This is a genomic window from Streptomyces mayteni, assembly GCF_054783955.1.
This window is the reverse complement of sequence record NZ_BAAGPR010000019.1, coordinates 62,130-79,615: the sequence shown is the minus strand read 5'-3', so window position 1 is coordinate 79,615 and position 17,486 is coordinate 62,130. Positions and strand designations below refer to the sequence as shown.

Genomic DNA, 17,486 nt, shown 5'->3' with positions numbered 1-17,486 from the left:
GGCATCTACACCGATCAGTCGTACCCTGCCCCCATGAACCCCGCGCCGCTCGCCACCCGCGCCCCCGTCCCCCCGCTCGCCGGGCGGGTGGCGGCGGTAGGGGCGTCGCCGGTGCGGGAGATCCTGGCGCTGACGGCGCGGCCCGAGGTGATCTCGTTCGCCGGCGGGCTGCCGGCGCCCGAGCTCTTCGATGCCGCGGCGATCCGCGCGGCGTACGACCGGGTGCTGGCCGAGGCGCCGCGGAAAGTGCTCCAGTACGCGACGACCGAGGGCGACCCGGCGCTACGCGCCTCGGTCGCGGGCCGGCTCGGCCGGCGCGGACTGCCGACGGAGGTCGACGAGCTGCTGATCACCGCCGGCTCCCAGCAGGCCCTCGCCATCCTCGCCACCGCGCTGCTCGAACCCGGCGACGTGGTGCTCGTCGAGGACCCGACCTACCTCGCCGCCCTCCAGTGCTTCGGCTTCGCCGGCGCCCGGGTGCTGCCGGTGCCCTGTGACGCGGACGGCGTCGACCCGGCGGCGCTCGAGCGGCTGATCGTCGCCGAGCGGCCCAGGCTGCTGTACCTGATACCGACGTTCCACAACCCCACGGGCCGCACCATGCCGGCCGAACGGCGCCGCGCGGTCGCGGAGTCCGCGGCGCGGCACGGGATCTGGCTCGTCGAGGACGACCCCTACGGCGAGCTGCGGTTCGAGGGCGAGTCGGCCCCGTGGCTCGCCGCGTACCCCGGCGTCGAGGACCGGGCGGTGCTGCTCGGCAGCTTCTCCAAGATCATGGCGCCCGGCATGCGCCTCGGCTGGCTGCGCGCCCCCGCCGCGCTACGACGCGCCTGCGTGATCGCCAAGCAGGCCGCCGACCTGCACTCCTCCACCGTGGACCAGGCCGCGGCCGCCCGCTATCTCGCCGACAGCGATCTGGACGCGCACCTCACCCGGGTCCGCGCCGCCTACCGCGAGCGCCGGGACGCCCTGCTCGCCGGACTGCCGGCGGCGCTGCCGCCCGGCAGCACCTGGAACCGGCCGGCCGGCGGCATGTTCGTCTGGGCCGGCCTCCCCGCAGGACACGACGCCACCGCGCTGCTGCGCACCGCCATCGACCACGACGTGGCCTATGTGCCGGGCGCGCCGTTCTACGCGGGCCCGGCCGATCCGACGACGCTGCGGCTCTCCTTCACCACGCACACCCCGGACGAGATCGCCGAGGGACTGCGCCGGCTGGGCCGGGCTCTGGGCTGAGCGGCCGGGGCCATCCCGGGCTGTCCGAGGGAGACAACGACGACGCCGCGTCGGCCCGCTGCCCGGAGAACCGGGCGGTGGATCGACGCGGCGTCGGAGTTCCGTGTCCCTGGGAGTCCCCGGGAGCGGTCAGGCCGCCTGGGACCTGCGGGTCACCTTGCCGCTCTTGAGGCAGGAGGTGCAGACCTTCACGCGCTGCGGCGTGCCGTCCACGACCGCGCGCACGGACTGAATGTTCGGGGTGAACTTACGCGGGGACCGCGCCTTGACCCGACGCGCGATGGCGTTCTTGCCGAGGCGGGAGACCCTGTTGCCGAAGGAGGGTTCCTTGGCGCACACATCGCAACGGTTAGACATTCGACTACTCTCCGTACGGGACCGGTCCTAGGTACTGCAACGACAACTAGCCCTCAGCGGGCATACATCCCTTGAGTCTAAGGCACGCCCGACCGTGCCTCGGACCGCCCGGGGCGGTCCGGCCCCGCGGCACCCGCCCCCACGCGCGAGCGGGTGGTGAGCCGGTGCCTCCCGTAGTCGGCCTCGACCCGCCACCCGCGCTTCGCGGCACGCCCCATCGTGCCCTGGCACGCCCCTTCGTGCCTTCTGACCCCCTCGGGCCGGCTACCACATGAGGGCGGCGTCCATCTCGGTCTGCCAGTAGGTGACGGACGCGTCGCCGACGAACACCTCGCCGCCCGGCAGGTCCGGGTAGACGGCCTCGCCCACCGCGTTCCCGTTGAGGTCCATGAAGGTGAGGGTCATGGAGGGCGAGTCGAAGCCCTCGGCCGAGTCGGCGGACGAGGTGATCACGCCGGCGTACGCGGAGTCACCCGGCTGGAGCGAGACCACGGCCTGGGGAACGCTGTCCTCGACGACCGGCAGCGTGCCCACGGAGTACTCGAACTGCACGAGCGGGTAGCTGATGGCGTCGCACACCTCGTCGCCGGTGTTGGTGACGGTGAGCAGCAGGTGGTTGATGGGCCGCTCGACGGGCGAGACGGTCACCTGGGTGTTCTGGTCGGCGCAGGGGATGACGGCCACCTCGTCGCCGGCCTCGCCGTCCTCGCCCTGGCCCCCGCCCTCGACGATGTTCTCGCCGCCCTCCTCCTCGGGCTCCTCGGGCTGGCCGCTGTCGTCCGTGCCACTGTCGTCCGTGCCGCCGTCGCTGCCACCGTCCTGCTCGGCGGGCGCCTCGGTCTGGCCACCGCTGCCGACCTCCGCGAGCTCGTCGTCCTCGCAGGCCGTGAGTGAGAGGGCGGCCACGGCGGCAACGGCGGCAACGAGGGTCCGGGTGCGGCGGCGGAGGGTGAAGGCGTTCATGTCGTGTGCTGCTTTCTCGAGTGGCTGTCAGGTGCTTGTCGGCGGCGAGTCACCGCCGGACGACCACAGATTGGGCCGGGTTCCGTCCCGCCCACCAGCGACGATGGCCGGGACGGGGGGATGGGACGTTCGAACGGCCGGTGAGCTGGGAGGATGTGACCCGCGTCGAATGTCCAGCCGGGACGCGGAAACGAGGGGGACGCATGACAGCGGAGGCGGAGATCACCGATCTGGGAGCGCTGCTCGAGGAGTTGAAGAGCCGCTCCGGGCTGAGCTACGGAGTGCTCGCCAAGCGGCTGCACATGAGCGCCTCGACGCTGCACCGCTACTGCAAGGGGGACGGCCTGCCACCCGAGTTCGCGACCGTGGAGCGGTTCGCCCGGCTGTGCAAGGCGACGCCGGAGGAGCTGATGGAGCTGCATCGGCGGTGGATCGCGGCCGACACGGCGCGCGAACGGCAACGGGAACGGCGGGCGCCCGAGTCCGAGCCACCCGCCGCCGCGCCCCCGGCGCCCCCCGCGTCGCAGGCGCCCGCCCCCGCTCCCGCACCACCGCCCGCACCCCGGCGCGGGCGGACCGCGCTCCTCGTCGGCGCCGCCGCCCTGGCCGTGGCCCTGACCGTCACCGGCGGCCTGTGGCTCGCCTCGTCAGGCGACGACGCGCCGGACGCGGGGAATTCCGGTGAGACGACGGAGGACGAGGGGCCGGCCGGCGACGGTGAGCCGGCGCCGGTGACGGTGGCCACCCGCCCGCACGCGTTCCAGGAAGACTCCCCCTGCGGCAACTGGTACCTCGTCGACGCGGAGCCCGAGCAGGTGCCCCCGCCGCCCGACGAGGCGGCCGCGCCCGGCTGGGCCGCCGCGATGGGCGCCGTCTCGGCCGACGAGCAGTACATCGAGCTCACCATCCAGAGCGCGGGCGACGAGACGGTGGTGTTGCGGGACCTGCGAGTCAATGTGTCCAGGGCCGAGGACCCGCTTCCCTGGAACCTCTTCACCGGCTACAGCGCCTGTGGCGGCGGCCCCGTGGAGACCACCGCCTTCGACATCGACCTGGACGCGGCCGCCCCGGAACCCGTCGCCGCCGGCGAGCAGCCCGAGCTGCCGCTGTGGGTGGACGAGACCGACCCCCTGGTCGTGTACATCACCGCGAGCACCGAGGCGCACGACGTCGACTGGTACCTGGAGCTCGACTGGTCGAGCGGCGACCGCGAGGGCGTGCTGCGGATCGACGACGAGGGCCGGCCGTTCCGCACCAGCGCCACCGAGGGACAGCCGCAGTGGGCGTTCCCCATCGGCGGCACCGAGTGGTACAGCCAAGACGTGGAATGAGCCGCGCGGCCGGCTAACCCGCGGTCCGCACCGTGACCACGACGAGCGCGACAAGCACCAGGCCGAGCAGCGTCACGGTGCCGGGGCCGACGTGGCGCCAGTACCAGACGCGGAACGGCGAGGCGCCGGCCGGGAGTTCGCGGAGGACGTCGGCCGGCGAGTGGGCCGGCAGGCCGAGGCGGCGCCAGAGCGGGCCGCCGAGCGCCAGCCACAGCCGTTGGGTGTGGAAGGCGGGGAACCGCCAGGGCGCGATCCCGGCGCCTGCGGTGAGCCGGTGCTCGCGGTAGGCGAGTTCGGCGCGCCAGCCGCGCCGCTGGGTGCGGGTGACGCGGCGCGGCGGGTCGACGGCGCGCAGGTAGGCGATCCGGAGCGCGGGCCCGGCGCCGGCCAGCAGGACGGCGAGGGGCAGCAGCATCCCCCACAGCCCGGGCTCGGCGGCGACGGCGAGCGGCACCACGACGGCCAGCGGGGCCAGGACGCCGGTCAGGGCCAACGCGGCCAGCAGCCACGGGAGTCCGCGGCCGGCCCGGCGGGCGACGCGGCCCGCGTCGCCGGGCGCGGTGAGCGCGGCGGCGGCGTCGGCCTCGGCGATCCACCGGTGCACGTCGTCGATGCCGGCCCAGTCGGACGAGGCGGTGGCGGCGGGCGGCAGCGCGTACAACGAGTCGAGCAGGCCGTCCCGTTCACGGAGGGCGGCCTGGCACTCCGCGCCCACCGGGCCGTACGGGGTGGTGAGCCGCCGCACCGCGCGCCAGGCCAGCGCGCCGGCGCCGGCGCCCACCGGGAGGGTGAGCAGCGCGAACCAGCCGAGCCCCGCCGGGTCGAGGAGCGGCGTCACGGCCAGCACGGCGACGGCGGTGGCCGCCGCCGTGGCGCCCAGCGCCCCGAACCAGGCGCCGGCGCCGACCCGCCGCAGGTGCGCCGCGTCCAGCTCGGTCAGCCGGGCGGTCAACGCCCGGTGCCCGGCCAGCAGTGCCTCGTGCCGCTCCTCGGACATCAGCCCGCCTCCGCCGCCGCTTCCGGGAGCGCGCCGTCGAACTCGATGGTGCGCCCGATGTGCGCCAGGTGGGCGCCGAACAGGTCCAGGTGGTCGAGGGTGGGCGTGAACACCGTGACGTACAGGCAGTACTCGGCCGGGGCCGGCACGATCAGCTGGTGGGTGGCGATGCCCAGCCTGGCCTCGCGCGCCGGGTCCTCGGCGGAGGGCAGCAGCATGGCCCGCAGCGAGGTGACCGAGACGGCGGGGCCGCAGGGCAGCCGGGCGGCCAGCAGGGTGTCCTCCGGGCCCTGGACCCCCTTGACCGAGGCCCGGTCTATCTCGGTCAGCTCGGGCTCGTGCCCCGGGGTGCCGGCGAAGTAGGACTCCTTGAGGCCGCGGTAGATGCCCTCCGCCGCCGCCAGGTCGTGGTCGTGTCCGGTGTGCTCGACCGAGACGATCAGCACGCCGAGCACCATCGACTCGTCGCGGTGGCCGACGCAGAGCGCGGTGCGCACGGTGTTCTGCGTGGAGAGTTTGTCGTGTGCCTCGCGCAGCACGCCGGCGCTCACCGCCAGTTGGGCCTCGTCGGAGGCCGGCAGCAGTTCCTCGAGCGCCGCCTGCCAGTCCTCCACCGAGCCGCCGGTCGGCAGCGGCACGTAGTCGTCGGGGACCTCGCAGGTGAAGTGGTAGCCGAACCTGGCCCTGGGCGTCGTCGTCACGCGGCGGTCACCAGGCCGTCCTGCTCGAGGCCGTTGGCGAACGCGTCGGTCGACGCGGTCAGCCGCTGCGTCGGGTTGAACCGGGCCGCGTCGGCCTGCGGCTGCGCCTGTGGCTCCCCCGGCGCCTGGACATGGTCGCCGCTGGCTCGCGACCACGCCTCGCCCAGGCTGCTGAACGGCGCGATGAAGGGGACCGAGAAGTTGCGGAAGAGGTCGGTGTAGGCGGCCCCGTTGCCGCCTACCGTGCCGGTCCAGTTCAGGCCGTTGCCGACGCCGACCAGGCTCCAGCCGCGCATCGTGATCCCGACCCCGCGGAACCACTGGCTGAGGCCGGCCAGCCGGCCTGGGCCGCTCACCGCCTGCGCGAAGCCGGCGGCCCGCATCCCCTGCCCGGCGGCGACCCCCGCCCGGCCGGCGGCGACCACCCGGCTGGCGCCCACGCCGAGGGCGCCGCCGAGGACGCCGACGGCGTCGCAGATGATGGTGTCCCAGCCGATGTCCTCGCCGCCGGCCTTGGCCGCGACGTGGAAGCCGAGGGCCAGGGTCGAGGCGACCAGGGCGGCCATCACCAGCCAGCCGGCGGGGTTGGAGAAGAGCATGATGACCATGCAGATGGTGCCGAGCACCATGGCGATGTTGGAGAACAGGTCGCCGAGCGCCCGCCACACCGCCGGGTCGGCGAGGAACTCGATGACGTCGGCCAGGAAGTCGCCGATGTCCTCCAATGCGCTGCCGATCCGGTCGAGCAGGTCGGGCTCGGGCGGCGCGGACTCGCCGGCCCGCTGGAGCTGACGCGCGGTGTCGTCGGCCGCCGAGACGAACTCGGCGTTCAGGCCCTCGGCGCGCGAACGTATCGACGCCAGGCTGGCGTTGGCGGTGGAGAGCCGGTTGCCGGCCTGCTCCGTGTCCTCCTCGTGGCGGCCGCGTTCGTCGTCCGTCATGCCTTCGGTGTCGGTCGGCATGCCGTCCACGGCGACCTGCGCGGCGTCGACGGCGGACTGCGCCGAGGCCGCCTCCTCCTCCAACGCCCGCGCCCTGGCCTGGAATCCGGCCAGCTCGCCGGCCCAGCCGCTCAGCGCGCGGGTGGCGACGTCCATGGCCGTGACGGCCCGGTCGAGTTGGGGCGGCACCTCGCCGAACGCGTCCCCGAACGCGTCGGCGGCGCGGCCGACCCAGACGCCGTCGGCGGTGTTGATGGAGGTCAGGGTGGTGTGGGTGCTCGAACTCCGCGCGGTGACGTCGCGCATGGTGCCGGCGATCGCGTCCGCGATGGTCACGTCGCCAGGGCAGGGGTCGAATCCGAGGTGCGGGTACTCAGCCATCCTCTCGCTCAGCTCCCCGTCCCGGTCCTGGCCTCGCGGGCCGTCCGCTCCAGGTCCTGGTCGGCCTGGGTGTACGCCTCGGCCGCGTTGGTGGCCACGTCCCCGATGCCGCGGGTCAGTTCGGACAGCTGCCCGAAGCCGTAGTCCCACGAGTCGGCGAAGTCCTCGCACTGGCCGGCGAGGCTCGACGTGCCGATCTGCCCCGCGTCGGTGTTCGCCAACCGCTGCGAGGCCGACCGCAACTCCTCACCGCTGGCCGCGAGTCGCCTGGCCATCTCCCTGACGTCGTCTTCCAGAAAACGTAGAAACGACATGGTTTTCCGTGCTCCCCCGTAACGATGTCCACCCCCACTCCGACGTGTCGCCGAGGCAGGGCACTCCGCCCGTCCGTCAATGACAGACCGGTGATTTTGACATCGTATTGACGCCGAACCCTCAGGACAGCCTCAAGACGCAACACATGTGTCACGGCCCGGTGACAGAACGACACGGCCGGGGCGCCGCGCGCCGCGGGCGAGCGGCCCGCGTGGTTCCGCCATGGTGCGCGAGCCCGACGGCGGGGGATCGATCTCAGGATTGGGTTGTCGAAGGCCGGCGATGGGCGAGCGCGAGCCCGATGCCGCGCCCCGGGGAGGGTCGGATGCTGTCAGAGCAGATGTGGGAATCGATCATTCGGCATGGGGTGGAACGGCGCTTCGACGCCGGGGAGGTGATGTTGCACCAAGGGACCACGGGCACCCATCTCTTGGCGCTGACCGCCGGGCTCGCCAAGGTCGTGCAGCTGCGGCCGGACGGCACGAAGCTGTGGCTGGCCTTCCGTGGGCCGGGAGAACTGCTCGGCGAGGTCTCGGTGCTCAGCACCCGGCAGGAGACACGAGGCGCGGACGTCATCGCCGTCACCCGGTGCGTGACCCGTCTACTGAACGCCACATGGTTCCGGCCCTTCGTCCAGACACACGGACTTGGCCCCGATCTGCTGCAACAGGCGATGGACAGAACCCGAGAATCCGACGAGTACCGGGCCGAGCTGGTCACCCTGTCCGTGCGGGCCCGGCTCGCGCGCACCCTCCTACGACTGTCCGAGCTCGCCGGCTCCACCCGCCTGGTCGGGCTGACCCAGGAAGAACTGGCTCAGGCCGTCGGCGGTTCACGCAACGGCGTGGCCGAGGGCCTGCAAGGCCTGCGCGCGGTAGGAGCGGTGGCGACGGGCCGGAAGGTGATCAGCATCATCGACAGGACCACTCTGAAGTCCTGGGCTGACGAAGAACTGTGAGCGCCCTCACCTTGTTTGTGCCCACTGGCGTACACAACGCTCGACGCTCCGCCGCGAGGATCGGCGACGCCCGTCACGAGGCATCCGACCCAGAGGAGAGACAGCGTCGTCATGTCCGCCCCCACTTCCAGTCCCATCCCCACCCCCAACGCCGAGAGTCGCGCGCTGCCTGGATACCGAGCGTTGCTCGCCGTCGATGCCAAGGACTTCACCGGGCTCGCCGCGATCGAGCACTCGGCGGTCAGCATGGTGATCCCCGAGCTCGTCGACCGAGCACTCGACGAAGCGGGGTTGACCACCCTGAAGAACGCCAAGAGCTTCCCGGCGAACACCGGAGACGGCGTCGTCTTCGGCTTCGACCCGGAGCATCTGCCCTTCGTTATCTTCCCCTTCCTGAAGACGCTCGACGGGATCCTCGGCCGGCACAACGGTCAGTACGTCACCCCACGCCTGCGGTTGCGCGCCAGCCTCCACCTCGGCCCACTGCCCGAGGCCGACGGCAACGGCACCGCGCGCAACGACGCGCACCGACTCCTGGACTCCCAGGCCGTCAAGGCGATCCTCGCCGCCCCCGGCAGCGAGCGCACCACCCACCTGGCCGCGATCCTCTCCGACCGGGTGTACGAGGACGTGGTCCTGGGCGGCTACACCGGTCTTGGGCCCGACCACTTCATCCCGGTCACCGCCACGGTCGAAGGGAAGCGGTTCGCCCAACCGGCCTGGCTCCACATCCCGTCGCCCTCCGGCCACCTCCTGAGCCACGGCATCGTCGCCACCATCGAGGACCCGGGCGCGACCGACGCCGCGAGCCCGCGACGGACCGCACCCGAGGAGGCCGAGGCGCGAAGGACCGGTGCCGGCAACACCCAGCACATCGGCCAGGGAAACGCCGTCATCGGTGACGTCTCCGGCGGCATCTCGGGCTTCACCTTCGGCGCCCCGGAGGGCCGGCGGTGAGCGACGAGCCCCGGCCCGACCACGACGGCAACCACCAGCGCATCGACCAGGGTGCCGCCGTCCAGGGCAACGTGCACGGCGGCATCAACCTCATGTTCGGAAACTCCGAGTTCGCCGCCGCCGAGAAGGTGGTCAAGCCCCGATTCCGGGAAGGCCCCTACCCGGCCGAGGACGTGGCCGAGCGGCTGCGCACGTTCGTCGAACCTCCGTCGATCGGACGCTGCCGCGACACGATCGACCGGCGCCGCGTGCTCCTTCTCGCCGGTTCCCACGGCAGCGGCGTCAGCACCGCCGCCTTCGCGCTGCTGCGCGAGCGGATCGGCGGCGACAGCGAGGGCGACAGCGGCGGCCAGATCATCGGTCTGGATCCGAGCTCCTCGCTCACCGACCTGAAGCCGTCGAAAGCCTGCGGGTATCTGGTTCGGGGGCTGTCAGCCGAGTCTGCCAAGGCGCTTACCGATGTCGCGCTGGCGGCACTCCAGAACCGTCTCAGAGCCGCCAACGCCCATCTCGTCATCATCGTCGATCCGGCGCTGCGGCTCCCGGGCTCGACGGCCCGCTGGCGGGCCGACCACGAGCCGCCACTCGCCTCCGACGTGGCCCGGGTACATCTCGCGGCCGCAGAACTGACGGAGGAACAACTCTCGATCGCCATGGCTGACTTGGGCCATCCACTGGTCAAGGGGCACCTGGAGGGCCAACCCCCGGGCGTCGGCGTTGAGGTGGCCGAGGAACTGCGACATGTCGCGCTCGGGGACCGGCAGTTACCCGAGGCCATGACCAACCTGACGCGCAACGCCGCAGGCGAGGCCACCGACACCCTTCTCGAGGTCCGCACCGACGCGGATGGCCTGGCTCTCGCCACCTCGATCGCCCTGCTCGAGCGCCAGGACCGGACGCTGATCACCCGCTGCGCGGCCGAGTTGCGGCCCCTGCTCGACCCCCCTCCCGACGACCCGCCCCGGGACGACGCGGACCGGAATCGAGGTCGGAAGCACGATCGGGATCGGCATCGGGATCGGGATCGGGATCGGGATGACGTGCTGGGCGACGACCTCACCACCCGCCTGCACAAGATCAACGCCCAGGCCCTCCCTCGCGTCGTCGAGAGCGGCAGCCGCTACTGGTACCGCTACTGGGTGGAGCCGGTCGCGTTCCGTCGGAAGCACCTGGCGGAGACCATCCTCGCCCGGCTCTGGCTGGACCACGACGGAATCGGCGACGCCGTACTGACCTGGCTACTGGCGGAGTCCACCAGGTACTCCCCGGGCATGGACTACGTGGCGGGGCTGGCCATCGGCCGGGTACTGCGCCGCGCGACCGGTCCTGACGTGCTGCGGCAGCTCGCGCCGTTGGCCGCTTCGTCCGACCGGTGGCGGCGCCGGCTGGTGGCGTACGCGCTCAACGAGGCGGCGGAGGACGGTCTGTTGGCGGGCGCCGTCCGCGACCAGTTGTGGGACTGGAGTTACTCCAAAGACGATCACCTGCGCGCGACGGTGGCCGACACCTGCGCCGGCGGCTTCGGCCTGGTCCGCCCGGAGCGGACGCTACGGATGCTGGACCACGTGCTGGACGGCCCCGATCGGTACACCGTCAGGACCGCCGTTTCGCAGGCTCTCGCGGTCCTGCTTACGGAAGCCGCGAACACCGAACTCGTGCTGGCCACTTACGCGGAGTGGATCGCCCGCCCCGAGGATGGTGGGCAACGGGCCTACGCCCTCGGCGCCATCCCGCAACTGATCACGGAATTTCTTCAGTTGGACGTCGACGACCCCGGACCGCTGCTCCCTCTGGTCATTCGGTCCCTCGACGACGACCAAGCGCGGCAGGCCGTGGTGGACGTGCTTCTGAGGGCCGAGCGTTCCCTCATCCCCGGCACCCGTGCCCGCGCCACCGCCCTCATCACCGCGCTCGCCACCGCGGCGGGCGACCGGCGCGGGGTGCGGGCCCTGCTCGTCGCCCGCCTTCGTCAGTCCGCCCATTCCACCAAATCCGCGGAAGGGACCGCCGCATGAACACGACGCCGCTCGTGGAGCCGTTGACCGCCTCACCGTTCCGCTCCGTACTGTTCCTGCGCTCGGCCAACAACCCGCGTCCTGATCGCGCATTGGTCCTGATCGCCCAGGACGGCACGGCCATGGTCGGCGTCCCCGCTGGAGAGTGGGGTGGCTACGACTACCCGCATCCCCGGCTGCTGCGCGTGCTGGGCGCCGCGTTCCCTCGGTCCGGCTGGGTCTCACTCGTCGAGCGGCAGGACTGGGTGGACGTCGCGGCTCCGCGTGACGGCACATTGCCGCAACCGGCCGTCAGGTACTCGGTGAGCTGGCGGGTGAGTGACCCGGCACGGGTGGTGCGCCACCACATCACCGCCGACGCGGCCTCCGCCTGGATCGCCCGTCACATCGAGGAGAACGGAGCGAGCTCCGGTGGCGTCCACGTGCTCGCCGAGATCGGGATCGCCTATCGCGTCCTCCAACAGCCGGCGACCGACGCCACGGGCGCGAACGCGGCGCCGCCGCTGCCGTTCTCCTGGGACAGCGGACTGCTCAACGCGTTCACGTTCTTCCGCGAGCTCATCAGCGACGACCCCCGCGGACTCGCCGCACTGTGGCTGCTGTACCACCCCCAGGACGCCAGGAACGTGCTGGACTGGACGGTCGCGAACCGGGAACTCCTCCTGCCGAAGCGGGCCCCGGCCGAGGGCGAGCCCGAACCCGACAGCTGGGAACGGTCGTTGGCCGTCGCGCTGCGCGACCTGTCCCCCGCCGACCGCGCGTTCGTCGGCGTCAACATGGCCAAGCTGCTGAACGATCTCGGGGTCCCTGAGGCACAGGACGCACTCAACCGGCTTCAGGGCGAGTAGCGAGCCCGCGCCGACCCGTCCACCAGGCTCGGCCCGGCGGACGGGTCGGCGTCGGTCAGCGGATCCGCTGCGGGCGGACGCTCTCCAGGGTCGGGCGGACGGGTTGGAGGAGGCCATCGCGGGAGAAGGTGAGCCGGTCGATGGTGGTCTCGCGGTGGGTGCCGTCGCCGCCGGGGATGGCGAAGCGGTGGTAGGCGATGTACCAGTCGTCCGTGCCCGGCACCTGGAGCACGGAGTTGTGGCCGGTGCCGAGGATGCCGAGCGAGGTGTCCCGCTGGAGGATCACGCCGCGGTAGGTGAAGGGGCCGTAGGGGCTGTCCGAGGTGGCGTAGCCGACGCGGTAGTTCGGGCTGCGGGTGTCGTCGATCGAGTACGTGAGGTGGTAGCGGCCGGCGCGTTCGACCATGAACAGGCCCTCGCGGAAGTCCGGCAGGTCGGGGATCCGGCGCACCTCGGCCGGGTCGAAGGACACCATGTCGTCGGCGAGCGGGACGACCCAGGCCGAGCCGTTGCCCCAGTAGAGGTAGGTCTTGCCGTCCCGGTCGGTGAAGACGGCCGGGTCGATGGGCTGGCCGCCGCCGTCGGGGTTGGCCGCGATCAGCGGGGCGCCGGAGTCGGTGAACGGGCCGGTCGGGGAGTCGCTCACGGCGACGCCGATCTTCGCGTCGGCGCAGTAGTAGAAGTAGTAGCGCCCGTCGCGCTCGGCGATGGTCGGGGCCCAGGCGCGGGAGTCGGCCCAGGAGACGTCGGGCCCGAGGTCCAGGATCACGCCGTGGTCGCGCCAGTTCACCAGGTCCCGCGACGACCAGGCGCTGAAGGTGGTGCCGCTCCAGCCGGGGAACCCGTCCGTGGTGGCGTACAGGTAGTAGGTGTCGCCGAACGCCACGATGTTGGGGTCCGCGGTGAGCCCGGGCAGCACCGGGCTGCGCATCTCCACCGCGCGGACGGTCCAGGCCCGGGTCGCGCCCTCGGCCGAGGTGACGGTGTAGGTCACCGGCCGGCGCAGGTCGACGGGGCGGCCGCCGCGCGGCGAGATCCGCGCACCTGGCGCGAGGGTGAACTCCGGGCGCAGCCGGCGGAGATCGGTGCCCGGCTGGACGGGCAGGGTGACGGTGTCGGTGGCGGAGTCGATCACCGCGGGCACCCGGAGCCCGGGCAGGTCGACGGCCCGGACGGCGGTCGCGTTGGCGGGCAGCGCGGCGATCTCGTCGGCGGAGAGCGCCCGGTTGTGGAGGCGGACGTCCCGCATCGAGCCCCGGAAGCGGGCGTCCGCCGTGTACTGCGAGCGGCCAAGGTAGTTGGCGGCGGTGCGGCCGCCCGCGAGGTCCGAGGGGCGGAGCGTCATCGCGTCGTTGCGCGCCACCTCGACCCCGTCGAGGTAGAGCGCGGCCGTCGAACCCCCGATGGTGTAGGCGACGTTCACCCACCGGCCGCGCGGCAGGCCGCCGGCCGAGGCGGCCTGTTGTTCCCGCGTCCAGTCGCCGTCGGAGAGCGCGGCGCGGAAGCCGCTCTCCTCGGTGCCGCCGGTGGCGAACAGGTAGCCGTCGCCTCGGCCGTTGGTGGCCGTGTTGCCGAAGCCGAAGAGGAAGTAGGGGGCGCGCTGGGCGGGATCGACGAGGACGTCGGCGGAGACGGTCACCGCGTCGACGCCGGAGAGCAGGTCGTTCGGCAGCCTGACGTGCCCCTCGGTGCCGCCGAAGGCGAGCGCGCCGTCCCGCCAGGAGACGTCGCCGGCGAGGGTGCCGTCGTAGCCGTGGCCCGAGGCGTCGGCCGCGGTGCCGTCCAGCGGCCAGTGCGCTACCAGGCCGTCCTCGTCCGCGAGCACCGGCGGCACGCCCCAGCGCTCGGCGAGCCGGTCGTACTCGGCCTGGGTGACGGGCAGCACGGTGCCGTGCCGGGGTGAGGCGGGCAGCCGGTAGCCGGTGGACTCGGTCCACCGGCCGGACGCCAGGTCGGTGGTCTCGAACGGGACGTAGCCGCGGCCGCCGAACTCGTCGATGAACAGGTACCACTTCTCCTCGGTGTTGGACCGGAAGACGGTGGGCCCCTCGCCCTGCGACAGCGTGCCGCGGCCGAGGCAGTCGGCGACGAAGTCCCAGGCGGGGTCGAGGAGATCGGTGGAGCTCTCCTGGGTGACGAACTTGCTGCACGGGGTGGAGGAGGACGGGTTCCGCTCGTCCTTGGTGAAGCGGTGGAAGACGCCGTCGTCCTCGATCACCGTGGAGTCGATCACCGAGTAGCCGGGGTCGTGCCAGGTCTCGGGCTCGCTGAACGTCCTGAAGTCGCTGGTGGTCGCGTACAGCATGCGGTTGTGGGTGTCGCCGGTGTGGTCGGGGTCGTTCGCGGCGTACACCTTGGACGCCCAGAAGACGACGTACGCGTTCCGCTCCGGGTCCCAGTACGCCTCGGGCGCCCAGACGTTGCCCGCGGTGGGCGGCGCCACCTCGACAGAGCGCTGCGCCGACCAGTTCACCAGGTCCGTCGACTCCCACACCATGATCGACCGGCTGCCGTGCCGCTGCGCACCGTCCCAGTCGCCGTCGCCGTACATCCGCAGGTCGGTGGCGATCAGGTAGAACCGGTCGCCGGCGGGCGAGCGGATCACGAACGGGTCGCGCACGCCCAGGTCGCCGAGGGTGGAGGTGAGGACCGGGTTCCCGCCGTTGAGCTCGCGCCAGTTGAGGGGGTCGTTGCCGCGGCTGAGCGCGAAGTGGACCTGCTCGCCGTCGGCCGTGCCCTCCCCCGTGAAGTAGGTGAAGAGATAGCCGGCATAGGGCTCGGCATAGGGCTCGGCGTACGGTTCGGCGTACGGCTCGTCGTCGGGGGCGGCGTGCGCCGGCGCGGGGAGGGTGAGGAGCGCCGCCAGGAGCGCCAACGCGCCGCCGAGTGCGGCGGCGAGACGGGACAACGGTCGGGTGGGGGGCATACGCCTCAGTATTCGAAATGACCGACCACGGTCAAGACCTCGCGCGCACAGGGGCACAGGGCCGCACAGAACCGAACACCCGGGGCGGGGCGCCGATCAGGCCAACGGCAGCAGCGAATCGGTGAGTTCGGCCCCCGGCCGGTGGACCACGCACATCACGTCGCGGTCGCCGAAGCCCCAGGTGCGCTCGGTCGGCAGCACCGGGTAGAAGTCGAGGCCGGCCGCCGCCTCGCCTGGCCAGTAGCTCGCGAAGCCGCGCCCGCAGATCTCCCAACCGAAGGCCGCGAGCCGCTCCGCGTCGTACGCGCCCGCGGTCATGTCGTCCGGCGCGGCCACGAAGCCGTACACCTGGTTGTCGGCGCCTTCGTCGCACGGGGTGTAGAGCACCGTGTCCTGCCCCAACACCTCCGAGTAGGCCGGGTCGACGAAGCACTCGCCCGCCTCCAGGTCGAACACACCCCCGGTGTCCGCGGTGATGAACGCCTCGCCCTTCTCGACCGTCGACCCGGTCGGCGCCGCGTCGGCCGCGGGCAACAGGAGCAGCGCGCACACCGCGGGCACGGCACAGGACACCAACCAACTCCGCCGAGGCATCGCCGCCATCCGCCTCCGCCTCTCTCCGCCGCCGTCCGACGTGCCCGGAAGCTACCGGCCGGCCACGTGCCGGCGGCGAACGCCCGACGAACGGCCGGCGACGCGAGGGCGAACCCGCACGCGCCGGCCACCGGCCCACCACACCCGACGCACCTGGCGCGCAAGTGTTCACCGCCCGGACAGGAAAGACCGGCGAGCCGTTCGGCTGCCCCTGGCTGAATCCAGTCGCCTCCGGTGCGCCACCGCCCGGGGGCGCCCCACCCCCGTGAGGAGTCCTTCGTCCCGTGAGCGAGATCCCCAGAGTCTGGGCCAAGCGGTCCACCCGTACGAAGGTCGCCGTGCTCGGCACGGCGACGCTCGTCGTCAGCGGACTGCTGGCCACCCCGATGGCGTTCAGCGACTCGCCGACCCCGCCGACCGAGTACCCGGCCGCCGACATCCACCGGCCGTCGCCGATGCCCGACCGCGTCGTGCTCACCCCGACCACCGCCCCCGCGACCAGCCAGAACGTGACCTGGCGGGCGGACGCCCCGAACGGCTCCGCGCAGGCCCAGATCCTCGCCGCACCGCGCGCGCTTGGCGACGTCCGGCCGGCCGAGGGCGACGTCGCCACCGTGATGGCCGTCTCCAGCACGCCGGTCAACACGGACCTCGGCTACGCCTCGACCTACCACACGGTCAACTTCACCGAACTCCAGCCCGACACCCGCTACACCTACCGGGTGGGCGACGGCGTCAACTGGAGCGAGTGGGTCGACTTCACCACCGCCGCCGAGGGCATCGAGCCGTTCTCCTTCATCTACTACGGCGACGCGCAGAACTACATCGACTCCGCCGTGCCCCGCGTCTTCCGCCAGGCGTTCGCCGACCGGCCGGAGGCGCGGATGGTCGTCAACGCCGGTGACCTCGTCAACTCCCCCAACTCGGAGGAGGAGTGGGGCCAGTGGCACCAGGCCGACGGCTTCATCGACGCCCAGGTCAACAACTTCTCGGTGCCCGGCAACCACGAGTACAGCAGCGGCCGGCTCTCGGCGTTCTGGCGGCCGCAGTTCCCGTACCCGGACAACGGCCCGGGCAACGCGGAGACCGAGCAGACCGCCTACACGGTGGACTACCAGGGCGTGCGCTTCATCGCCCTGGACTCCAACCTCCAGAACAACGCGGCGGTCATGGCCGCCCAGACCGAGTGGCTCGAGGGCCTGCTGCGGGACAACCCCAACACGTGGACGGTGGTCTCCTTCCACCACCCCGTCTACTCGATGACCGGCACCCGCAACAACCCCAACGTGCGGAACCAGTGGGGCCCGCTGTTCGAGGAGTACGGCGTCGACCTGGTGCTCCAGGGCCACGACCACGCCTACGGCCGCGGCAACCGGGCGGACTCCCGCGAGTCCGTGACGGTGCACAACGGCGTGACGTACGCCGTCTCCGTCTCCGGCGGCAAGATGTACGACCTCAACAACGGCGAGAACTGGACGGACAACGGCGGCGAGATCGTCACCGACGGCCAGGACATGCAGCTCTACCAGCTGATCGACGTCACCGAGGACACCATCCAGTACGAGGCGCGGTACGCCAACGGCGAGCACCACGACGGCTTCCTCATCCGGAAGAACGACGAGGGCGAGCGCACCGTCAACGAGATCCGCACGCCGGAGAACACCGTCGGCGAGCAGGTCACCGTTGACCGGACCTCGGTGCGGCCCGGCGGCCGCGTCCAGGTCTCGGCGTTCGGCTACGACCCGGGCGAGCGCGTCACGGTGCGGCTCCGCCCCGACGGCGACGACGGCGAGGGCCGGACGATCAGGACCGTCACGGCGGACGAGCTCGGCCGCGTGTCCTACTCCCTCACGGTACCCATGTGGACCAACCAGGGCTCCTCCTACGAGGTGTACCTGACCAGCGAGAACCAGCGGATCGACAGCCCGGCGATCGCCATCACCCGGTAGTTGGTGAGGTAGTTCGT

Annotated in this window: 15 protein-coding genes; 7 read left to right on the top strand and 8 right to left on the bottom strand. The window is 72.3% G+C overall.

Annotated elements, in window-relative coordinates; all coding sequences use genetic code 11:
* The first annotated feature begins 33 nt into the window (after nucleotides 1-33).
* Nucleotides 34-1,236 (top strand): aminotransferase-like domain-containing protein, encoded by a 1,203-nt coding sequence (locus tag ACYVPE_RS11890; protein ID WP_461033466.1) that lies wholly within the window; start codon nucleotides 34-36, stop codon nucleotides 1,234-1,236.
* 129 nt (nucleotides 1,237-1,365) lie between these two features.
* Here ACYVPE_RS11890 and rpmB read toward each other — a convergent pair whose 3' ends face one another.
* Complete coding sequence (gene rpmB, locus ACYVPE_RS11885) at nucleotides 1,366-1,593, bottom strand: 50S ribosomal protein L28 (RefSeq protein WP_132819321.1); 228 nt, start codon at nucleotides 1,591-1,593, stop codon at nucleotides 1,366-1,368.
* A gap of 264 nt (nucleotides 1,594-1,857) precedes the next feature.
* Nucleotides 1,858-2,556 carry a DUF4232 domain-containing protein gene (locus ACYVPE_RS11880; protein WP_461033465.1) on the bottom strand — a complete coding sequence of 233 codons (699 nt, stop codon included), beginning with the start codon at nucleotides 2,554-2,556 and terminating at the stop codon, nucleotides 1,858-1,860.
* Nucleotides 2,557-2,759: 203 nt separating this feature from the next.
* Between ACYVPE_RS11880 and ACYVPE_RS11875 the strand changes: the two genes are divergently transcribed.
* On the top strand, nucleotides 2,760-3,887 hold the full coding sequence (locus ACYVPE_RS11875; RefSeq protein ID WP_461033464.1) for a helix-turn-helix domain-containing protein: 1,128 nt from the start codon (nucleotides 2,760-2,762) through the stop codon (nucleotides 3,885-3,887).
* A gap of 13 nt (nucleotides 3,888-3,900) precedes the next feature.
* Here the strand turns inward: ACYVPE_RS11875 and ACYVPE_RS11870 are convergent, their stop codons facing one another.
* Genes ACYVPE_RS11870 through ACYVPE_RS11855 form a run of 4 tightly spaced genes read right to left on the bottom strand, consistent with a single transcriptional unit; the run spans nucleotide 3,901 to nucleotide 7,221 of the window.
* A complete protein-coding gene (locus ACYVPE_RS11870; RefSeq protein WP_461033463.1) occupies nucleotides 3,901-4,884 on the bottom strand; it encodes a hypothetical protein in 984 nt (327 codons plus the stop codon).
* Nucleotides 4,884-5,585 (bottom strand): hypothetical protein, encoded by a 702-nt coding sequence (locus ACYVPE_RS11865; protein ID WP_461033462.1) that lies wholly within the window; start codon nucleotides 5,583-5,585, stop codon nucleotides 4,884-4,886. The genes ACYVPE_RS11870 and ACYVPE_RS11865 overlap by 1 nt, the downstream gene beginning before the upstream one ends.
* Nucleotides 5,582-6,907 carry a putative T7SS-secreted protein gene (locus tag ACYVPE_RS11860; protein ID WP_461033461.1) on the bottom strand — a complete coding sequence of 442 codons (1,326 nt, stop codon included), beginning with the start codon at nucleotides 6,905-6,907 and terminating at the stop codon, nucleotides 5,582-5,584. Before ACYVPE_RS11860 ends, ACYVPE_RS11865 begins: the two co-directional genes overlap by 4 nt.
* A gap of 8 nt (nucleotides 6,908-6,915) precedes the next feature.
* Nucleotides 6,916-7,221, bottom strand: a complete 306-nt coding sequence (locus tag ACYVPE_RS11855; protein ID WP_461033460.1) for a hypothetical protein — start codon at nucleotides 7,219-7,221, stop codon at nucleotides 6,916-6,918.
* Nucleotides 7,222-7,547: 326 nt separating this feature from the next.
* Between ACYVPE_RS11855 and ACYVPE_RS11850 the strand changes: the two genes are divergently transcribed.
* The 4 genes from ACYVPE_RS11850 (at nucleotide 7,548) to ACYVPE_RS11835 (ending at nucleotide 12,000) form a co-directional block, all read left to right on the top strand.
* Nucleotides 7,548-8,180 carry a Crp/Fnr family transcriptional regulator gene (locus tag ACYVPE_RS11850; protein WP_461033459.1) on the top strand — a complete coding sequence of 211 codons (633 nt, stop codon included), beginning with the start codon at nucleotides 7,548-7,550 and terminating at the stop codon, nucleotides 8,178-8,180.
* Nucleotides 8,181-8,291: 111 nt separating this feature from the next.
* The gene (locus ACYVPE_RS11845; protein WP_461033458.1) at nucleotides 8,292-9,137 is read left to right on the top strand and encodes a hypothetical protein; all 846 of its coding nucleotides are present in this window, start codon (nucleotides 8,292-8,294) and stop codon (nucleotides 9,135-9,137) included.
* A complete protein-coding gene (locus ACYVPE_RS11840) occupies nucleotides 9,134-11,152 on the top strand; it encodes a hypothetical protein (protein ID WP_461033457.1) in 2,019 nt (672 codons plus the stop codon). The genes ACYVPE_RS11845 and ACYVPE_RS11840 overlap by 4 nt, the downstream gene beginning before the upstream one ends.
* Nucleotides 11,149-12,000 carry a hypothetical protein gene (locus tag ACYVPE_RS11835; protein WP_461033456.1) on the top strand — a complete coding sequence of 284 codons (852 nt, stop codon included), beginning with the start codon at nucleotides 11,149-11,151 and terminating at the stop codon, nucleotides 11,998-12,000. The genes ACYVPE_RS11840 and ACYVPE_RS11835 overlap by 4 nt, the downstream gene beginning before the upstream one ends.
* 55 nt (nucleotides 12,001-12,055) lie before the next feature.
* Here the strand turns inward: ACYVPE_RS11835 and ACYVPE_RS11830 are convergent, their stop codons facing one another.
* Nucleotides 12,056-14,926, bottom strand: a complete 2,871-nt coding sequence (locus tag ACYVPE_RS11830; RefSeq protein WP_461033455.1) for a family 43 glycosylhydrolase — start codon at nucleotides 14,924-14,926, stop codon at nucleotides 12,056-12,058.
* A gap of 96 nt (nucleotides 14,927-15,022) precedes the next feature.
* On the bottom strand, nucleotides 15,023-15,499 hold the full coding sequence (locus ACYVPE_RS11825) for a hypothetical protein (RefSeq protein ID WP_461033454.1): 477 nt from the start codon (nucleotides 15,497-15,499) through the stop codon (nucleotides 15,023-15,025).
* Nucleotides 15,500-15,804: 305 nt separating this feature from the next.
* Here ACYVPE_RS11825 and ACYVPE_RS11820 point away from each other — a divergent pair, with 305 nt between their 5' ends.
* Nucleotides 15,805-17,469 carry a purple acid phosphatase family protein gene (locus ACYVPE_RS11820; protein ID WP_461033453.1) on the top strand — a complete coding sequence of 555 codons (1,665 nt, stop codon included), beginning with the start codon at nucleotides 15,805-15,807 and terminating at the stop codon, nucleotides 17,467-17,469.
* Nucleotides 17,470-17,486 lie beyond the last annotated feature (17 nt).

Bases quoted from the DNA above. Each gene is read 5' to 3' on its own strand.
- ACYVPE_RS11890 (WP_461033466.1), top strand. From the start codon at position 34: ATGAACCCCGCGCCGCTCGCCACCCGCGCCCCCGTCCCCCCGCTCGCC.
- rpmB (WP_132819321.1), bottom strand. From the start codon at position 1,593: ATGTCTAACCGTTGCGATGTGTGCGCCAAGGAACCCTCCTTCGGCAAC.
- ACYVPE_RS11880 (WP_461033465.1), bottom strand. From the start codon at position 2,556: ATGAACGCCTTCACCCTCCGCCGCCGCACCCGGACCCTCGTTGCCGCC.
- ACYVPE_RS11875 (WP_461033464.1), top strand. From the start codon at position 2,760: ATGACAGCGGAGGCGGAGATCACCGATCTGGGAGCGCTGCTCGAGGAG.
- ACYVPE_RS11870 (WP_461033463.1), bottom strand. From the start codon at position 4,884: ATGTCCGAGGAGCGGCACGAGGCACTGCTGGCCGGGCACCGGGCGTTG.
- ACYVPE_RS11860 (WP_461033461.1), bottom strand. From the start codon at position 6,907: ATGGCTGAGTACCCGCACCTCGGATTCGACCCCTGCCCTGGCGACGTG.
- ACYVPE_RS11855 (WP_461033460.1), bottom strand. From the start codon at position 7,221: ATGTCGTTTCTACGTTTTCTGGAAGACGACGTCAGGGAGATGGCCAGG.
- ACYVPE_RS11850 (WP_461033459.1), top strand. From the start codon at position 7,548: ATGCTGTCAGAGCAGATGTGGGAATCGATCATTCGGCATGGGGTGGAA.
- ACYVPE_RS11845 (WP_461033458.1), top strand. From the start codon at position 8,292: ATGTCCGCCCCCACTTCCAGTCCCATCCCCACCCCCAACGCCGAGAGT.
- ACYVPE_RS11835 (WP_461033456.1), top strand. From the start codon at position 11,149: ATGAACACGACGCCGCTCGTGGAGCCGTTGACCGCCTCACCGTTCCGC.
- ACYVPE_RS11830 (WP_461033455.1), bottom strand. From the start codon at position 14,926: ATGCCCCCCACCCGACCGTTGTCCCGTCTCGCCGCCGCACTCGGCGGC.